The following is a 16,155-nucleotide window of genomic DNA, read 5'->3' as shown; positions in this document are numbered from 1 at the left end:
GGCGCGCAAACAACGGAGCGCCGATATGGTCGGGAGGCACGATGCAGACCGAGCTGAACAAGGTGATCGCGGCGCTCCGGGACTTCTACGCCCACGAAGGATTCCTGTTCGAGAAGGACATCGGCGAGCGCGCGGTCACGCACCGCTTCGCCGTCTATCTTGAGCCGCAGTTCCCGGGCTGGGCCGTCGATTGCAATTACGACCGGCTCGGCGAGCGCACGCTGCATCTGCCACACGGCACCATCATCTCGACCGACGATCATCTCGGCAAGTCGATCTATCCCGATGTCGTCGTGCATCAGCGCGAGATTCCGAACAACCTGCTCGCCGTTGAAATCCGCAAGGCGAGCAATCACACGCCGCTCGAGCACGACCAGCACAAGCTGAGGGCGCTCACCGACGTGCATGTCTGGTTTCCCTTCTGGATCGGCGTGCTGCTGGTGCTGGACAAGCAGCATGTGACGATGTCGGAGGTCTATGTCAGCGGCGTCGTCGATCAGCCGCTGTCGCTCTGGTTCGCCGCGCGCCTTGCGGAGAGCGGATTAGGCACGCCGCACTGAGCACGCCACGGCAAAAGGCCGCCCGGGAGCGTGGGCGGCCTTCGCATCGTCGATGATCGCAAGCTCAGTGCAGGGGATCGCCCTGGCCGAGCGCGTAGGCGACGAGGTCCTTCAGTGCGAAGCCGGAGCCGGTCACCGGCGTCCATTGCGGGTCGAGCGACAGCACGGAGGAATTGTCGCCGAACATCATGCCGAGGAAGACCTCGGCAACGATGCGTCCGCCGACGGGGCCGAGCTGCGGCGTCTTGACGGTGCCGGGGCCGCCGGTGACGGGGATCGGGACGTCGGCCCTCAACTGCGCGGCCTCGGCCAGGATGTAGGTCCAGAGCGGGCAATTGTCGGCAAACACGCCGTTCGCGATGGTCGCGATCTTGGTCTGCGGATCGCCCTTGCCGGGCTCGTCGACGGCCTTGCCGATGACGATATCCGCGTCGGCCAGAGGCGTCAGGTTCATCGCCCTGGCGACGGCCTGGCCTGAGGGCAGGCCGAGCCGCCAGCCGCGCTCGAGATTGCGCAGCGCCAGCGAAGCCGGATTGGACGCGACCTCCGGCGGCAGCCTGCGCAGCGGATCCACCAGCGAAGCATCGATGCGATAGGCGAACTGCAGCCGCCGCTTGTTGTCGGGATTGTTGGGATCGTCCTCGACGCCATAGGCGCGCGTGTCGAGATCGATGAAGCGGCCCCAGTCGATCGCGCGCCCCGGGCCCATGGCGCGGAAGCCGGTCAGCGCGTTCTTGTCGGGATTGCTGGGATCGGGGAAGATCTGCAGCAGCATCTTGTCGTCATCGTTCAGCCGGTAGCCGGGGCGGATCATGGAGTGCCCGAGCCGGTAGGCCGCGACCGAGAATTCGACCGGCATGAACGGATAGGTCTTCCAGTGGTAATAGGCGAGCTTGCTGCGGTCATAGCTGCCCGCGGCGTTCTTCAGCGAGTTCAGCACGTCGGCGTTGACGATGCGCGGCAGGAAGTCGTTCAGCACCACGTATTGATAGTGGAAGCGGACGCGCTGCTGCACCTCGTCGAACGACAGGCTGTCATTGTCGTCGACCATGCGGTTGTGGAAGCGCAGCATCAACCCCTGGAACTGCGAGACGATGCTGTTCTCATCGTTGCGGGGATCGCCGATCAGCGCGCGCCCCTTGAAGCGCGGCAGGTCGCTGCTGTCGGGCACGCCCGCGCCGCTCAGCGTCTCGCCGAGGCGGAGCTTGATGCCGTCATACATGTAGGGCTGGTCGTTCGGGCCGCGGCCGTAGAGATTGTCGAGGTCAAACGACGGCGTGCGGAAATCGACGAGCCCGTCGGGATCCTGCTGCTTGGTCAGCGAGCTCACGGGATCGAAGGTGATGTCATGATCGATGAACTGGCCGAGATAGGTGTAGAGCGCGGGAATGCCGCTCTCCTCCGCGTCCGGTCCGTCCTTCGGCGGATCGAACCCGGCGACCATCTTGTCGGCGAGCGCCGAAAGGTTAGCGACATTGTCGGAAGCGTTCACGCCGAATTTTGCCGGCGCAAGCTTGCGGAACATGCGGCCGAAGCGGCCCTGGGAAAGTGCGGAACGCGGGACATTCAATCCGCGCGGAATTACAGCGTGCCGGTTGCTCATTGAAATCACCTCCATGAAATATCGCGCTGGAAATCGAATAAAGCTAAAGTTGTTCGCAACAGAATATGCAGGCGAAGCTAGATCAGGGAATCCGGCGCCACAAGCCGCAGCTTCACACACTGTGCGCGATTGCCGTTGTTCCGGAGGAGGGCGCCTGCGCAAGCTGCGGCCGCGCTTTGCAAATTTTTCCCGAAGCGATGACGGATAACATTCTCGTCATCGATGGGGAGAGGCCGCTTCGCGTCGTCTCGGTTCGCCGTGCTGTCGGCGAAGCGTATCGTCTTCACGCGAAAAGTGTGGCGGCGCACTCACGCGCACGCCGCCACAACGTCGTCAGTAGTCGCGCTGCTGCGAGTACGCGTAGCGCGGATTGACGCCGCAATAGGCCGACGTGCCGGAGGCGCTCGCCTGACATTGCTGATAGCTCGAGAACTGGCAGTTGCCGGGATAGCCCCAGATGCGCCCCTGCAGGCAATATCTGTCGTTTGCGGCGTGGGCTTGGGCCGCCGGGGCGATTGCGGCCATCAGGGCCGCAAGTGATGCGAGAGTGAGGATCGTGCGACGCATTTCAGTCTCCTGTCGAGAACGGATGCAAGGAAGGCAAGATGTGGAACACCAGCTCAGTGTGCGTGTTCCGGGATTTGCCCGACACTTTGTCGTGCTCGTCCTGGTGTCCGCGCTGGGCACGGCGTTCGACATGCGCCTATGATGAGCCAGGCCGCGACGAACTATGTGATCTCGGCCACAGTTGGCGACCGGGTTCGAGCCTAGCCTGCGCAGACTTGTACGCGCCGATCCCGGACGCCGAGTCTTCGTCTCATCAGGTCTTCGTCTCGTCGAGGCTCATCTCATTCGGATCAGGTCATTTTGGAGGTTCTGATGCAAAGGTCATATTTGCTGGCTGCGACAGCAGCGCTGGCGCTTCTCATGCAGACACCGCTCGCGCTGGCTCAGGGCGCGCCAGCCGCGGCGCCCGCGACGACGAATGCTGCGCCGGCGACGACCACGGCCGCGCCGGCAACGACTACGGCCGCGCCGGCAACAACGACGGCTGCGCCGGCCGCAACCACCGACACGTCCGGCCAGCAATCCGACTCCAAGAAGGGCGCATCGAAGAAGCCGGCGAAGAAGAAGATGACGCGGCAGCAGGAGATCGACCATTCCGTCGACACCGGTACCGTGCCGGCGCGCTACCGCAGCTCGGTGCCCAAGCAGTACCAGCGATATATTCCGTTCGAGAAGCAGTGAGAGATCGCGCGGCGGCCCGGCGCGACGACGAGGCGTCGCGCCGCCGTGCCGGCGAAAGTGGACTTTCGCCTCGCGGAATCGGGCGATACACCCCTTGTGGCGGTCTGTGTGAGCGGTGCTAGAGTAGGCCGAAGCCCGGGGGGAGTAATGAGTGACGACGCGAAGGATGCTGGCCTTGTGGCCATGATCAGTAGCATCCTGGGAGGCAACAAGCGCGCGGACAGCGTCACGCCGCCGCCGCTTGCGGAGGTTCCGCCCACCGCTCCGCCGAAGGGGTTTGAACCGATCGAGCCGCCCGCTCCGGACGCGCCGCCGCTCAAGAGCGTGGATGCGCCCAGCACGGCGCCGGCAGCTCCGCCGGTCCAACAGCCTGCAAAAATCGCCACGACGCCGGACGGCAAGCGGCTGCTGCCGGCGGAAGCCATTGCCGATCTCGTGCTCGGCGAGCTGCGCAAGCTGGAGGATTTTCCGGCCAACGGCGCCTCGGTCACGGTCTACGGCTACCGGCAATGGAACGCGATGATCACCTTCGCGCCGTTCTCGACCAGCTTCCAGAACGCGACCCGGTTCCGCCAGGCCCTGCCGGATCTCGTGTTCAAGCTCCGTCGTTTCGTCGAACTTGAGATATAGTCCTAGAAATCACCAGCGGCGGCCCGGCGCGGTTCCCAGTCAGGAGATCGCGGCCTGAAGGCACGCCTGGTGCCCCCCAACAGTTCGATGGGATTTTCGAGTTGAGCGTCGCCTTTACCAAAGAAGAGAGCGCCGAGACCGCCTCCGAGACGTTGTTGCCGGATCGCCCGATCTCGCCGCACCCGAACCTCGTGACCGAAGCCGGCCTGCAGGCGTTGCAATCGCAGCTCCAGGAGGCGCGCGAGGCCTATGAGGTCGCGCAAGCCATCGAGGACGCCAACGAAAAGCGCCGGCAATCGGCCGTGCCCTTGCGCGACGCCCGCTATCTGACCGAGCGGCTGCGCACGGCGCAGCTCGTTGCGAAGCCTGAGTCAAACGATACGGTCGCATTCGGCAGCACGGTCACCTTCAGCCGCGCCGACGGCCGCGTGCAGACCTATCGCATCGTCGGCGAGGACGAAGCCGATCCGAAAGCCGGCTCGATCTCGTTCGTCGCGCCGGTCGCGCGGTCGTTGATGGGGAAAGCGGTCGGCGACGTCGTCGGTTCAGGCGCGCAGGAGATCGAGATCCTCTCGATCGCGTAGCGAGTGGTGCGCATTGCCTGCATAAGACCCGATGGGATGAGCCTCGACGGCGCGCCGGCGGAGGTACGTTCCCTCCCCCCTTGTGGGGGAGGGCTAGGGAGAGGGGTAGCCCAGGAAAAGGTGCTGGTTGTTGATGATGCAGCGAAAGCGAGCGTCCGAACGGAAAGAATCCCCGTGCGGCACCCCCCTCCCTGTCCCTCCCCCACAAGGGGGGAGGGAACGGAGAGAGCGCTGCTGTGAGCCAGACTCGATTTCACCTAAAGCCATTCCGCTCTAGACCTGCGGCAGCTCCACTCCGGTCAGCCTACGCAATTTCTCGATCAGCTTGTCCTGAAACTCCGGATCGGCCGCCTCGCTGGCCGGCTGCTGCTGCTGGAGCTGATGCCAGTAGCGCCCGCTGACCAAGGCGGCGGGATCCGTGCTTGCGGCCAGCCAGGTCTGGGTCCGCTGTCCCGTGTCGATATCGACCGGCGCGCCGGAGCCACCCATCTTCGTGCGTGCCCAGCCGGGATCGACGGCGTTGCAGAGGACCTTGGGCCAGCGCCTTGCCAGCGCGAAAGCGAGTGCGACGGCGTGCAGCTTGCTCTCCGCGTAGGCCTTGCCCGAATCCCAGGGACGCTTGGTCCAATCGAGGTCGTCGAGCGAACCCTCTCCACCCCTGTGCAATCCACTGCTGAGATACACCAACCGGTCGGGCCGCTCGATCAGCGCCGTCAGCAGGTACGGCGCAAGCGTGTTGATCGCCAGCGTCTCGGCATGGCCTTCCGGCGTCGCGCCGCGGCCCGGCCGCGTATAGACGCCGGCATTGTGGATGATCGCATCCATCCGTCCGATCGCGTTGACCTGGTCCGCGATGCGCCTCACATCCGCGGCACTGCCGAGATCGCCGACCACGATTCCGCCGGCACGCGAGGCGAATTCGCCGATCTCCTTGGCGCGGCCCGCGGATCGCGCGTGCAGCACCACGCGATGACCTCGATCGACGAGCGATTGCGCCGCCGCGCGGCCGAGACCGTCGGTGCTGCCGGTGATGAAGATGATCGCCATGCGCTGCTTCTCCCGATGTTTCGGAACGCATTCTACAGCGAGCGCGCATCACTTCCGATACTGTTCGTCGCTCACTTTCTCCATCCAGTCGACGTTCCTGCCGCCGGAGGCTTCCTGGATGGCGATATGGGTCATCGCAGTCGTCGGCGAGGCGCCATGCCAGTGCTTCAGCCCCGGCGGGAACCACACGACGTCGCCGGGCCGGATCTCCTCGATCGGTCCGCCGTCCCGCTGAACCCATCCCAATCCCGCGGTGACGATCAGCGTCTGCCCGAGCGGATGGGTGTGCCAGGCGGTGCGGGCGCCCGGCTCGAAGGTGACCTGGCCCGCCCCCACCCGGGCAGGCTCAGGGGCCTGGAACAGCGGATCGACGCGTACCGTCCCGGTGAACCAGTCCTGCGATCCCTTTTGGGACGGACGCGATCCGTTTCGCTTGATGTCGATGTCCATGTGACTCTCCTGTGGTTCCGGCGCGCGTGCCTGCGCGCGGCGGATTCCGATGACAGCGGCCGCGCTGCCGCCAGTGAGGACGTCCCTGCGCCTGATCACGGCACGTCTCAGCGCGGCCGCTTGTCGATGACGTCCTTGACGACCGGCGCCGCAGAAAATGCGTTGGGCCAGCCGGCGTAGAAGGCGAGATGGCCGAGCACCTCGCCGGCTTCCTCCCGCGTCAACCCGTTATCCATCGCGCGGTTCAAATGATAGGTGATCTGCGCGACCTGACCGGTCGCGATGAGCGCGCTCACGGTGACGAGGCTGCGGTCGCGCGGCGCCAGCGCCGGCCTCAGCCAGAGATCGCGGAACAGCACGTCGGTCGTGTACTGGACGAGGCTCGGTGTGATCTGTCCGAACTGCTCGCCGACACGTGTCGCCCGCTGCTTCTCCGCGGCTTCGTCGAGCGGCAGTTGCGGCGCTGAGTCCGGCGGAAGCTGATCCGCCCCGATGTTGCGGCTCCTGAAGACGTCGCGCGCAGCCGGGATCGCATTCATCGCGTTGGCCCAGCCGGTGTAGAAGGCAAGGTGCGTGATGATCTCCGAGATCTCCGACGGCTTCACGCCGTTGTCGAGTGAGCGGGCGAGATAGTCCGGCAGCTCCACGGTCTGATTGCGCGCGATCAGCGCTGCGACCGTGACGATGCTGCGGTCTCGCGGCGAAAGTCCAGATCGCTTCCAGAGATCGCCGATGACGAATTTCTGCGCGTAGGCTTCGAGCGCCGGCGCAACGGCGCGGATGTCTTCCGATGTCGACATGGGGTTTGCTCCTTTGACGGATGTCGGGCCCGCAGCGGCCGGGCCGCCGGCGACCAGCCAGAACGACAATAAGGTGGAGGCGAGTGCTCTCATTGCGGATGTCCTTCGGGGGTGAACGGGTGCGCGAGCAGCCACCAGGCGACCAGTGCGGCGCAGAGCACGGTGAGGGCGCTCGCGAGAAACAGCAGGTTCAGCCTCGCGCCCGTCGCGATCAATCCGAGCGCGGGGCTGGCGATCCCCTGGGCGAGGTCGAGAAAGGCGGTGTAGGCGCCCATGGCGAGGCCGCGGCTCTGCGCGGGAACGCGGCGTACTGCTTCCACACCGAAGCTGGGATAGATCAGTGAGAAGCCGAAGCCAGTGAGTGCGGCGCCGAGCAGCGCCATCTCGGGTCGTGTCGCGAGCCAGATCAGCGCCTGTCCGGCGGCTTCGATCAACGCACAGACAAGCGCAACTCTGGCGCCGCCGATCGTGTCGGCGAGGTGACTGAAGAACACGCGCGCCAGGATGAAGGCGACGGCATAGGCCGTATAAGCCAGCCATCCATCGGCCCATCCCCGGTTGGCGAACAGCAAGGTGACGAATGTCGTCACCGCGCCGAAGCCGACGCTGCCGAGGGCCGATCCGAAGCCCGGCACCCAGACGGCGCCGAGCACCTTGGCGAACGACAGGCGCACCTGCTGCACCGGCGCCACCGCGGGAAGCTGCGCAACGAACAGCAGCGCCAGCAGCGGCGCCGCAATCGTCGCGAGCGCGATCGCCGCAAAGCCGTAGGCGGCGTAGAGCGCGGCGCCCGCCGGCGCGCCGATGGCGAAGGCCGCGAACATGGCCGAGCCGACCCAGGCGATCACCTTGCCGGTGTTGCCGCTCTCGACGAGCGCCAGACCCCAGCCGACCGCGGCCGTGATGATGAAGCTCTCGGCGGCGCCGAGCAGACCACGGCCCAGCAACAGAATGGTCACCGAGGCCAGCGGGGCATCAGTGAAGTCGAGCGAGAGCAGGTACAGCAGCCCGGACGCTGCGGCTGTGACGAGACCGGCGATGACACCGCGCTTCGCTCCGCGTCGATCCGAGAAGTGACCGGCCCACGGCCGCGACACCAGGGATGCCGCGAACTGGCTGCCGGCGACCAGGCCGACCACGAAGGTGCCGAATCTCAATCCGTCGTGGACGTGGAGCGGAAGCACGGGCATCGCCACGCCGATGACGAGGAAGGCGAGGAACACCACCGCCATGATCGGCAGCAACGTCGCCGTGACGCGAGGCGAGGCGAGGGGCTGCATGGCTGTAACCGGCATGCTGAGTCAGGGCTCCCAAAGCATGATCCGGAAAAGTGCGTAGCGGTTTTCCGAAAAGATCATGCTCAAACAACAACCCCAAGCGCGATGACGATTCATCTCGATCTCATCGCGCTTGAGTGGCTGCCCCGAACCTAGGACCTTCGCTGACCCGTGATTAGATGATAGATTTCGAATGCGCTTATTAGGATCACTAATCAATGCACCGGGACGACGCGAGCGACCTTCTGGCCTTCCTGGCCGTCGCGCGGGAGCGCAACTTTACGCGCGCCGCCGCCAAGCTCGGCATGACGCAGTCTGCGCTGAGCCAGATCATCCGCAATCTGGAGGAGCGGCTCGGTGTCCGGCTGCTCAATCGAACGACGCGCAGCGTCACGCCCACCCAGGCCGGCGAGCGGTTGTTCCAGAGCATCGGCCCCAAATTCACCGAGATGGACAACGATCTCGCAGCCCTCGGCGAGTTTCGCGAGAAACCTGCAGGCACCGTTCGGCTGACCGCGACGGAATATGCCGCCAGCGAAATTCTGCTGCCGGCGCTCGGAAAGGTCCTGCCCAAATACCCCGACATCAACGTCGAAATCATCATCGACTACGGGCTCACCAATATCGTCGCACAGCAGGTCGATGCCGGCATACGTCCCGGCGAGCTCGTCGCCAAGGACATGATCGCGGTGCGCGTCAGCCCCGATCTCCGGATGGCGGTCGTTGGCTCTCCGTCCTACTTCGCCGAACGCAAGCGGCCGAAAACGCCGCAGGAATTGACCCAGCATAATTGCCTCAATCTGCGCCTGCCGACGCATGGCGGCAGTCTCTATGCCTGGGAATTCGAGAAGAACGGGCGGGAGCTCAATGTGCGGGTGGAGGGCCAGCTCGTGTTCAACAGCGCGGGGCTTCTGCTGGAGGGCGCGCTGAAGGGGCTGGGCCTTGCCTATCTCACCGAGGGACATGTGCAGCCCTATCTGTCACAAGGCCGCCTTGTCCGTGTGCTCTCGGACTGGTGCCCGCCATTCTCCGGATATCATCTCTACTATGCGAGCCGGCGCCAACCGTCTCCGGCGTTCTCGCTGCTGGTCGAGGCGCTGCGTTACCGCGGCAAGTAGGACGCGGGGCTGCTCCATGTCTTGTTTGTGTCATGCCTCCATCCTCTCGGTGTTTTGAGGATTGCGTGGCAAAGAGCGCTATCGACAGGAGCGGTCTCATTCGCCTAAAGCATCAGCCATGCGTTTCCGTTGTCTTGTCCTGATATCGATGGTCTCCGTGTCCGCGAAACAAGGATCGATGGTTGGATGAGACGATTTCTGTCGGGAGCGCTGCCGTTCTACGCGCTGGCGGGACTGGCCATGTGCATGTACCTCCTCATGTACAAGGCTGACCTCTTCGACCTGAACGCCGTCGTCCAGAGTGCAACCGGGTCATGGTGGTTTCCGGCCTTCATGTTCCTCTGCGTGCTCCTGGAGTCGGTGTTCCCGTATTTCGGCTATTTTCCCGGCACCGCCCTCGTCCTGATGTCCGTCGCGCTCAATCCGAAGCCCGCGGATGCTCCCGTTTTCATCGGGGCGTGGCTCGCCATCATCGCCGGCGCAGTCTTAAGTTACGGACAGGCGCGTTTCTTCAGACCGTTCCTGCAGCGGGTCGCCTCGAAGGCGGCCCTGAGCCGGTGCGAGTCGCTGTTCGACGCCTACGGCCCTTATGCGCGCGTCGCCTTGTTCGTTCATCCCAACGCGTCCGCGATGTACTTTACGGCTCTCGGACTTCTCGGCCGCAACCTGACGCGCGAGCTCGCCTATCTCTGCGCCGGCGCCGCGGCCGCCGTGGGCATTTTGTTCGTCATCGTGACCAGGCTCGTGTCATCCGTCGGCGCCACCGACGACGGCGAATTGCAGGTGCTGCTGGCGGCAGGCCTCGTCGCCATCGGCACCCTCGTCGGCCTCTACGCGGCCTTGCGGCCGCAGCGGGCTGGTTGAAGCGGTCGCCTCTCGCTCCGTCATTGCGAGGAGCGCAGCGACGAAGCAATCCAGAATCTTTCCGCGGAGGGGTTCTGAATTGCTTCGCTGTGCGCTTTCGAGGCCGCCCCCCGTGCCGTGGGCAAGCTACAGGTCGCAACGCAAGCCAGATGGATCGCAATGCCATCATCGCCAGAGCAAGCGGCGGCCCCGACACTGGGGCTGGGGGCCGATCAGGGTGCCGGGGCCGTTGCACTCCCCACCGTCAAACAGAGCTATTGGAGGTAGGACATCCGGCGACAGAGAGCGCTTGCGATCCTGAGAACATTGTCATTCACCGGCAAGTGCAGTTTGTGCCAGCTATGCCGCAAACGGAACGCCGCGTGCCGCGGATGAATTCAATGGAACAGGTGAAAACCGAAGGGTTTTCAACCACAGTATGTAGAGGCGGTGGGGCGCTTCGCGCAGGATTGGAGAAAATGGCACGCTGGAAGCAGGGGTGGACTGAAAGCGAACTGGAGCGCCTGAGATCGCTCGCGGGGACCGTGCCGATCACGCAAATCGCCAAGGAGCTTGGCCGCACCACTGGCACTGTGCTGGCCAAGGCGACCGAAGAGAAGCTGTCGATCATCGTGCACACGAGGAGCGGCCGGGCGTAAAGACATCACCAGAAGCCGTTGGGAGATCGCCACGACCACGACGACCGTCGCTCCGTCATTGCGAGGAGCGCAGCGACGAAGCAATCCAGAATCTGTGCGCGGAGGGACTCTGGATTGCTTCGCGGAGCCTGTCATCGGGCCGCGCGTTGCGCGGACCCGTTGGCTCGCGATGACAGCAAGTGGGACATCCCCGACGATGCCATCATGCCCCTGTTTTGCCCGACGGAGCAAGTCATATTCGGAAAATTCGTAACCCATTGATCCGACTGACGTCGGCTACTGTGCATGGGGTTGTTTTCGACTTTTTTGATCGAGCCGGCCCGAAAGGCAGCCAAAGGCCATCGATGATCGTCCGTAACCGGTGGGGTTCAGGATGGATGGTGGGCGCACAAGGGATCGAACCTTGGACCTCTCCCGTGTGAAGGGAACGCTCTCCCGCTGAGCTATGCGCCCGGGACCATCATGCAGGCGGCCGGACTTTCGGCCGGCCGGTGCATTGGAGCCCGCGATTTAGAAGTGCGGGCCCGAGGTGTCAAGTTTCGCGGTGGCTTACGGGAGCGAAAACCTTGGGCCAATCAGGCAATCCGGCCGCGAGGCCGCGTTTCGGGCCGCTTACGCGCCCTGCTGGCGGGCGCGGGAGGCGTGGGCCTGGAGCGCGCGGATGCGCTCAGCGAGTGTTCCACCGCCCTCGGGCAGGTTCGGGGTGCCATTGGTCGCGGCGTCGTTGGCCGGGCGCGGCGCCGGCTTCGGCGGCTGGCCGGCTTCGGCCGCAAGCAAGGCCTCGATCGGCGAGTTCGGGCCTTCGAGCTGCATCGCGAGCTTTGCCACCTCGGCGGCGATGTCGTTGATGCGCTCGCGCAGCAGCGCATTCTCCATCCGCTCGGTCGCCCAGGAGCTTTCCGCCTGCTGCTGGATCGCGTTGATGTCGCGCTGAAGTTTGGCGCGCTCGTCGCGGGCGGTGCCGAGCTGTTCCTCCAGCGCGGCCTTTTCGGCGCGGATAGCTTCGAACGCCGCCGAGGACTTGCCGCCGCTCAGCGCGGCGATCTCGACGCGCAGCTCCTTGATGGTGCGCTCATTTCCCTCGTTGGCCTGGCGAAGCTGGTTGTTCTCGTAGTCGCGCTCGGCCAGCAGCTTGCCTTGCGTCGAGAGCCGTCCCTCGAGGTCGGCGACGCGGCCCGAGAGCATCTCGGCCTCTTTGACCTGCACGATGAGCTGGCGGTCGAGGTCGGTGACGCGCTGGCTCAGATTCTCGACGCGGCCGCGGGCATCGCCGAGCTCGCGCGAGGCGGTCTCGGATTCGCTGCGCTCATGCGTCAGCCGCGCGTGGGTGGCGGCGAACTCCTTCTCGGCATCGCCGACGCGGTTCTTCAATTCCTCGATCTGCGCACGCACCGCGACCAGCTCGACCTGGCGGCTCTCGGCCATCATCGAGCGGTTGGACAGTTCGGAGTTGATCTTGGCGAGCTCGCCCTGCTTGTCGCTCAGCGCAATCTCGGCCTCGCGCAAGGCTGCGGTCCTGGCGCTGAATTCCTCTTCGGTGGCGCGGAGCTGCTCCTTCACCGCCTTCTCGCGTGCCTCCAGCGCGAAGATCGTGGCGTTCTTCTCGCCGAGCTCGATCTTCATGCGGTTGATGGCGTCGCTCTTCTTGCCGAGCTCGGCGAGCTGGCTCGTGGTCTTGTTCTTGAGCTGCTCGACGCTCATCTCGAGCCGGCGCGCGGACATCGCGAATTCGGCGCGGAGCTGGTCCTTGTCGGCCTGGATCTCGGCCATCGACAGCGGGGTCGCGGCCTCGAGCCGGCGCGTGGTCAGGCGGACCGCGCGATTATGCACCAGCGGCACGATGGCAAGCCCGCACAGCATCGAAAGCAGGAAGCCGATCGCCAGGTACATGATCGGTTCGACCATGGGCCGGAACTCCGAGAGCTAAGGAAAAATTTACCAACGACAATGCATGGCGGGCCGGCAAAAAGCCAGCCCCGCCCTGTCGTTAACGTGAATCCTGAACTTGTCCGGGGAGGGAGCTTAGAGCCTGATCCGGAAAAGTGCGCAGCGGTTTTCCGGAAAGATCATGCTCAAACAGGAATCTAAAGCGCAGCCGCGCTTTAGAACGGGTTCCAGGTCGCGCGCGGCGTGAACTTGAGATAGCCGATATTGGCGCCCAGCCGCAGGCCGAGGCCCGAGCGGATCGGCACCAGCACGATGTTGTTGGCGGTGAGCGCCGTCATGCCGAAGCCGCCGATGATATAGGCCGAGCCGTCGATCCCGGCGAAGCGCTGGTAGATCGCGTTGGTGGCGGGCAGGTTATAGACCAGCGTCATGGTGCGCGCGCCGTCGCCGCCCCAGTCGAAGCCGAGCGAGGGACCCTGCCAGTAGACGCGCAGGTCGCCGGCGTTCTTGGTGTAGAGCGTGCCCTCGCCGTAGCGCAGGCCGGCGACGAAGGCGCCGGAGCCTTCCTCGCCCAGGATATAGCCGTTCGGCAGGCCCCATTGGCTGACCGCCTTCTCGATGATCGAGGCAAGCCCGCGCGAGACGTTGCCGAAGAAGCGGTGACCGGCGGTCACGAGCTCGTCCGGCCCGTAGGTGTTGGGCGTCGGGCTCCGCTGCGGCGGCGGCAGATTGGGCGGCGGCGCCTGCTGGGCCGAGGCCGGCACGATCCAGCCGACCATCGCGGCGAGCGCGACCGCAGCAAGGCGTGATGCGAAAGTCATAAAAGAACCCCTGGTATCGATCCCGGTCGCTTCCTTAACCTGACGCCAACAGGCACGGCTCTAGGTTGCGCCGGATGTCCCCTCGACTCGGATGTTATCCGCAGCAACTATGACGGCACAACGGCAGGAAGATAGCCCTTTGCGCCCCGGAATTGCCTTGATCGGCCGGCTCGTCGGCCTGCTGGCGGGCATCTGGCTGGCCTGCTCCTGGTTGCCGGCAGGCGCGGCCACCACCGAGCGGATCGTCGTCAACCGCTTCTCGGGCGTCGCCATCGAGGGGTTCGACCCCGTGGCCTATTTCGTCGATGGCGCGGCTGTGCAAGGCACGGCCGAGTTCGAGGCCAACCTGTGGGGCGCGGTCTGGCGCTTCCGCAACGAGGGCAACCGGGCCTCTTTCCTGGCCCATCCCGAAATCTATGGACCGCAATACGGCGGCTATGACCCCGCCGACATCGCCCGGGGCGTCACCGTTGCCGGCAACCCCCGCTTCTACGTGATCTCGGCGCAGCGACTTTATCTGTTCAGCCGGGAAGACAACCGCGATGCCTTCGCCGCCAATCCGGAACGCTTCCTCTACGAGGTCGGTAAGCGCTGGCCGGCGCTGCAGCAGCAGCTCAGTCAGTAGCAGCCGACCGCCTGCTGCGGGTCGCCCCAGGCGACGAACGCCGGGATGATGAAGCCGGTGTCCTGGCGGTGGCCGAAGACGATGTCATTGCCCTTGTCGTCGGTCACCTTGCCGCCGGCCGCGGTCACGACCGCACAGCCCGCCCCGACATCCCATTCGCAGGTGGGCCCGAAGCGGGGATAGATGTCGGCGCTGCCTTCGGCGATCCGGCCGAACTTGACCGCCGAGCCGCAGGTCTTTCTGACCGCATTGGGCCGGCTGTCGATGAACGCCTCGCTCTTGGCATCGCCGTGCGAGCGGCTGACCGCCGCGACCCAGGGCTCGCCCGGCTTCGGCAGCGTCCGGGTGCGGATCGGCTCCGCCGCACCGATGGTGGTGCCATCGAACCTCACGCGCTCGGCGCCGCGGCCGACGATGCCGCGCCAGAGCAGCCCGAGCGCGGGCGCGCTGACGATGCCGAGCAGCGGCACGCCTTGGGTGATGAGGGCGAGATTGACGGTGAACTCGTCACGGCCAGCGACGAACTCCTTGGTGCCGTCGAGCGGATCGATCAGGAAGAAACTGCCGTGAAACGGCGCTGCGGCGAGCTGGGTCCGCTCTTCCGAGAGCGTCGGCACGTCGGCGGCAAGCTGCGCCAGGCCGTCGGCGATGATGCGGTCGGCGGCAAGATCGGCCTCGGTCACCGGCGAGCCGTCCTGCTTGCCGTCGACCCGCATCGCCCCGCGGTTGACCGCAAGGATCGCTTGGCCTGCCTTGACCACCAATGCGGTGAGCGGCTCCATCAATCGGGATGCGGCCTCGGCCTCGATGATCCTCACCTGCATGCCTCATTCATCGGCAATTCTCGCCCCTCTCAGTTGATTCGCCCCGGTCGATTCGACCGGGGGCTTTATGGCCGCTTCGAAACCTATCGCAAGCTAGCTGCCACAGGCTGGCGAATGTTAGAACCCGCAGCATCCGTCAAGCATGCGTGATTCGCGGCGTCCAGTGCCGTGCAATTCCAGGAACCCTCCAGGACCCCTTTCTATGTCTGACGCCTCGTCGCCCGCGACCGCTACTGCTCCCGATATGCTCGAACTCGCCGCGCTGCTGTGCTCGCGGGTCTGCCACGATCTCATCAGCCCCGTCGGCGCCATCGTCAACGGGCTCGAAGTGCTCGACGACGATCCCAAGCCGGAAGACCGCGAATTCGCGCTCGACCTGATTCGCAAGAGCGCCAAGACGGCCTCCGCCCGTCTCCAGTTCTGCCGTCTCGCCTTCGGCGCGGCCGGCTCCTCCGGCGCCCAGATCGACCTCGGCGATGCCCAGACCATGGCGAAGGGCCATATCGAGGACGGCAAGTGCTCGATCACGTGGAATCTGCCGCGCCTGCTGCTGCCGAAGAATCGCGTCAAGCTGCTGCTCAACATGCTGGTCGTCGCCCAGCACACGATTCCGCGCGGCGGCATGCTGACGATCGATCCGATCGGCGAGGGCGAGACGATGAGCTTCCGCATCACCGCGACAGGCCACAATGCGCGCCTGCCGCAGAACATCGCCGAGCTCCTGAGCGGTGAGCGCGGGCCTGCTGCGGATGCGCACGCGATCCAGCCTTATTATACGCGGCTGCTGGCGCAGGCCTGCGGGCTGACGGTGACGCTCAAGCCCGAAGGCGAAGCCATCATCGTTACCGCTTCGTAAACGCGCGCGCCGTCCTCAAAACGTTAATCGATTCTTTACGAGGCGCTTCGGCTTGTCCGGAGCGCCTTATCTCTTTGTTGGTTCCGTTCTTTTGCACATACTCAACCATTATTAAACGCTTTGCGGTGAAGCTGGCCTCATTCCGAAATGGCGCGTCGCAACTCGTGCGCGCCCTCCCTGTATGAAGGCCTGTTTTCATGGATGATCTGTTGCGGGAGTTTTTGACGGAGACCAGCGAGAGCCTGGACACCGTCGACAACCAACTGGTGAAGTTCGAGCAGGAGCCGAACAACGCCAAGATCCTGGATAACATCTTCCGCCTG

The 16,155-nt window shown here is 65.0% G+C and carries 18 protein-coding genes and 1 tRNA gene; 9 read left to right on the top strand and 10 right to left on the bottom strand.

Annotation, left to right across the window (positions count from 1 at the left end; all coding sequences use genetic code 11):
- Nucleotides 1–41 precede the first annotated feature (41 nt).
- On the top strand, nucleotides 42–560 hold the full coding sequence (locus RAD16_RS38740; RefSeq protein ID WP_458163127.1) for a hypothetical protein: 519 nt from the start codon (nucleotides 42–44) through the stop codon (nucleotides 558–560).
- A 64-nt stretch (nucleotides 561–624) separates the two neighbouring features.
- Here the strand turns inward: RAD16_RS38740 and RAD16_RS38735 are convergent, their stop codons facing one another.
- Nucleotides 625–2,163: a peroxidase family protein gene (locus RAD16_RS38735; RefSeq protein WP_458163126.1), complete on the bottom strand. Its 1,539-nt coding sequence runs from the start codon at nucleotides 2,161–2,163 to the stop codon at nucleotides 625–627.
- Nucleotides 2,164–2,496: 333 nt separating this feature from the next.
- A complete protein-coding gene (locus RAD16_RS38730) occupies nucleotides 2,497–2,730 on the bottom strand; it encodes a DUF3551 domain-containing protein (protein ID WP_458163125.1) in 234 nt (77 codons plus the stop codon).
- A 312-nt stretch (nucleotides 2,731–3,042) separates the two neighbouring features.
- Between RAD16_RS38730 and RAD16_RS38725 the strand changes: the two genes are divergently transcribed.
- The 3 genes from RAD16_RS38725 (at nucleotide 3,043) to greA (ending at nucleotide 4,625) form a co-directional block, all read left to right on the top strand.
- Nucleotides 3,043–3,411: a hypothetical protein gene (locus tag RAD16_RS38725; protein ID WP_458163124.1), complete on the top strand. Its 369-nt coding sequence runs from the start codon at nucleotides 3,043–3,045 to the stop codon at nucleotides 3,409–3,411.
- A 147-nt stretch (nucleotides 3,412–3,558) separates the two neighbouring features.
- The gene (locus RAD16_RS38720; RefSeq protein WP_458163123.1) at nucleotides 3,559–4,041 is read left to right on the top strand and encodes a hypothetical protein; all 483 of its coding nucleotides are present in this window, start codon (nucleotides 3,559–3,561) and stop codon (nucleotides 4,039–4,041) included.
- Nucleotides 4,042–4,142: 101 nt separating this feature from the next.
- Complete coding sequence (gene greA / locus RAD16_RS38715) at nucleotides 4,143–4,625, top strand: transcription elongation factor GreA (RefSeq protein WP_458163122.1); 483 nt, start codon at nucleotides 4,143–4,145, stop codon at nucleotides 4,623–4,625.
- A 273-nt stretch (nucleotides 4,626–4,898) separates the two neighbouring features.
- On the opposite strand, the gene RAD16_RS38710 is transcribed toward greA, so the two are convergent.
- The 4 genes from RAD16_RS38710 to RAD16_RS38695 form a co-directional block, all read right to left on the bottom strand.
- Nucleotides 4,899–5,672, bottom strand: a complete 774-nt coding sequence (locus RAD16_RS38710; RefSeq protein ID WP_458163121.1) for an SDR family NAD(P)-dependent oxidoreductase — start codon at nucleotides 5,670–5,672, stop codon at nucleotides 4,899–4,901.
- A gap of 48 nt (nucleotides 5,673–5,720) precedes the next feature.
- Nucleotides 5,721–6,116: a (R)-mandelonitrile lyase gene (locus tag RAD16_RS38705; RefSeq protein ID WP_458163158.1), complete on the bottom strand. Its 396-nt coding sequence runs from the start codon at nucleotides 6,114–6,116 to the stop codon at nucleotides 5,721–5,723.
- 113 nt (nucleotides 6,117–6,229) lie between these two features.
- On the bottom strand, nucleotides 6,230–7,015 hold the full coding sequence (locus RAD16_RS38700; protein WP_458163120.1) for a carboxymuconolactone decarboxylase family protein: 786 nt from the start codon (nucleotides 7,013–7,015) through the stop codon (nucleotides 6,230–6,232).
- On the bottom strand, nucleotides 7,012–8,217 hold the full coding sequence (locus RAD16_RS38695; protein WP_458163119.1) for an arabinose transporter: 1,206 nt from the start codon (nucleotides 8,215–8,217) through the stop codon (nucleotides 7,012–7,014). The genes RAD16_RS38700 and RAD16_RS38695 overlap by 4 nt, the downstream gene beginning before the upstream one ends.
- A 200-nt stretch (nucleotides 8,218–8,417) precedes the next feature.
- On the opposite strand from RAD16_RS38695, the gene RAD16_RS38690 reads away from it, so the two are divergent.
- From RAD16_RS38690 to RAD16_RS38680, 3 genes are all read left to right on the top strand, one after another.
- Nucleotides 8,418–9,317, top strand: coding sequence for a LysR family transcriptional regulator (locus tag RAD16_RS38690; protein ID WP_458163118.1), 900 nt, complete (start codon nucleotides 8,418–8,420; stop codon nucleotides 9,315–9,317).
- A 186-nt stretch (nucleotides 9,318–9,503) separates the two neighbouring features.
- Entirely contained in the window at nucleotides 9,504–10,181 is a 678-nt protein-coding gene (locus RAD16_RS38685) for a hypothetical protein (RefSeq protein WP_458163117.1), read from the top strand.
- Nucleotides 10,182–10,561: 380 nt separating this feature from the next.
- A complete protein-coding gene (locus tag RAD16_RS38680) occupies nucleotides 10,562–10,819 on the top strand; it encodes a hypothetical protein (protein WP_458163116.1) in 258 nt (85 codons plus the stop codon).
- A gap of 378 nt (nucleotides 10,820–11,197) precedes the next feature.
- On the opposite strand, the gene RAD16_RS38675 is transcribed toward RAD16_RS38680, so the two are convergent.
- The 3 genes from RAD16_RS38675 to RAD16_RS38665 all read right to left on the bottom strand — a co-directional run bounded on the left by RAD16_RS38675 (nucleotide 11,198) and on the right by RAD16_RS38665 (nucleotide 13,527).
- Nucleotides 11,198–11,272, bottom strand: a tRNA-Val gene (locus RAD16_RS38675).
- A gap of 159 nt (nucleotides 11,273–11,431) precedes the next feature.
- Nucleotides 11,432–12,724: a hypothetical protein gene (locus RAD16_RS38670; protein WP_458163115.1), complete on the bottom strand. Its 1,293-nt coding sequence runs from the start codon at nucleotides 12,722–12,724 to the stop codon at nucleotides 11,432–11,434.
- A gap of 197 nt (nucleotides 12,725–12,921) precedes the next feature.
- Nucleotides 12,922–13,527 (bottom strand): DUF1134 domain-containing protein, encoded by a 606-nt coding sequence (locus RAD16_RS38665; protein ID WP_458163114.1) that lies wholly within the window; start codon nucleotides 13,525–13,527, stop codon nucleotides 12,922–12,924.
- A gap of 139 nt (nucleotides 13,528–13,666) precedes the next feature.
- On the opposite strand from RAD16_RS38665, the gene RAD16_RS38660 reads away from it, so the two are divergent.
- Nucleotides 13,667–14,152, top strand: coding sequence for a YHS domain-containing (seleno)protein (locus RAD16_RS38660; RefSeq protein WP_458163157.1), 486 nt, complete (start codon nucleotides 13,667–13,669; stop codon nucleotides 14,150–14,152).
- Here the strand turns inward: RAD16_RS38660 and RAD16_RS38655 are convergent.
- On the bottom strand, nucleotides 14,146–14,976 hold the full coding sequence (locus RAD16_RS38655; RefSeq protein WP_458163113.1) for a 3'(2'),5'-bisphosphate nucleotidase CysQ family protein: 831 nt from the start codon (nucleotides 14,974–14,976) through the stop codon (nucleotides 14,146–14,148). The genes RAD16_RS38660 and RAD16_RS38655 overlap by 7 nt on opposite strands.
- 202 nt (nucleotides 14,977–15,178) lie before the next feature.
- Between RAD16_RS38655 and chpT the strand changes: the two genes are divergently transcribed.
- Nucleotides 15,179–15,832 carry a histidine phosphotransferase ChpT gene (chpT, locus tag RAD16_RS38650; protein WP_458163112.1) on the top strand — a complete coding sequence of 218 codons (654 nt, stop codon included), beginning with the start codon at nucleotides 15,179–15,181 and terminating at the stop codon, nucleotides 15,830–15,832.
- The last annotated feature ends 323 nt before the right edge of the window (nucleotides 15,833–16,155 follow it).

It is taken from the genome of Bradyrhizobium sp. 18BD, from assembly GCF_054185225.1.
Note: the sequence above shows the minus strand (reverse complement) of the source record. Positions and strands in the feature narration are given on the sequence as shown.

Excerpts from the sequence above, each read along its gene's own strand:
- RAD16_RS38725 (WP_458163124.1), top strand. The coding sequence starts at position 3,043 with ATGCAAAGGTCATATTTGCTGGCTGCGACAGCAGCGCTGGCGCTTCTC.
- RAD16_RS38690 (WP_458163118.1), top strand. The coding sequence starts at position 8,418 with ATGCACCGGGACGACGCGAGCGACCTTCTGGCCTTCCTGGCCGTCGCG.
- RAD16_RS38700 (WP_458163120.1), bottom strand. The coding sequence starts at position 7,015 with ATGAGAGCACTCGCCTCCACCTTATTGTCGTTCTGGCTGGTCGCCGGC.
- RAD16_RS38730 (WP_458163125.1), bottom strand. The coding sequence starts at position 2,730 with ATGCGTCGCACGATCCTCACTCTCGCATCACTTGCGGCCCTGATGGCC.
- RAD16_RS38655 (WP_458163113.1), bottom strand. The coding sequence starts at position 14,976 with ATGCAGGTGAGGATCATCGAGGCCGAGGCCGCATCCCGATTGATGGAG.
- RAD16_RS38710 (WP_458163121.1), bottom strand. The coding sequence starts at position 5,672 with ATGGCGATCATCTTCATCACCGGCAGCACCGACGGTCTCGGCCGCGCG.
- RAD16_RS38680 (WP_458163116.1), top strand. The coding sequence starts at position 10,562 with ATGGAACAGGTGAAAACCGAAGGGTTTTCAACCACAGTATGTAGAGGC.
- RAD16_RS38670 (WP_458163115.1), bottom strand. The coding sequence starts at position 12,724 with ATGGTCGAACCGATCATGTACCTGGCGATCGGCTTCCTGCTTTCGATG.
- RAD16_RS38665 (WP_458163114.1), bottom strand. The coding sequence starts at position 13,527 with ATGACTTTCGCATCACGCCTTGCTGCGGTCGCGCTCGCCGCGATGGTC.
- RAD16_RS38720 (WP_458163123.1), top strand. The coding sequence starts at position 3,559 with ATGAGTGACGACGCGAAGGATGCTGGCCTTGTGGCCATGATCAGTAGC.
- RAD16_RS38735 (WP_458163126.1), bottom strand. The coding sequence starts at position 2,163 with ATGAGCAACCGGCACGCTGTAATTCCGCGCGGATTGAATGTCCCGCGT.
- RAD16_RS38740 (WP_458163127.1), top strand. The coding sequence starts at position 42 with ATGCAGACCGAGCTGAACAAGGTGATCGCGGCGCTCCGGGACTTCTAC.
- chpT (WP_458163112.1), top strand. The coding sequence starts at position 15,179 with ATGTCTGACGCCTCGTCGCCCGCGACCGCTACTGCTCCCGATATGCTC.
- RAD16_RS38695 (WP_458163119.1), bottom strand. The coding sequence starts at position 8,217 with ATGCCGGTTACAGCCATGCAGCCCCTCGCCTCGCCTCGCGTCACGGCG.
- RAD16_RS38685 (WP_458163117.1), top strand. The coding sequence starts at position 9,504 with ATGAGACGATTTCTGTCGGGAGCGCTGCCGTTCTACGCGCTGGCGGGA.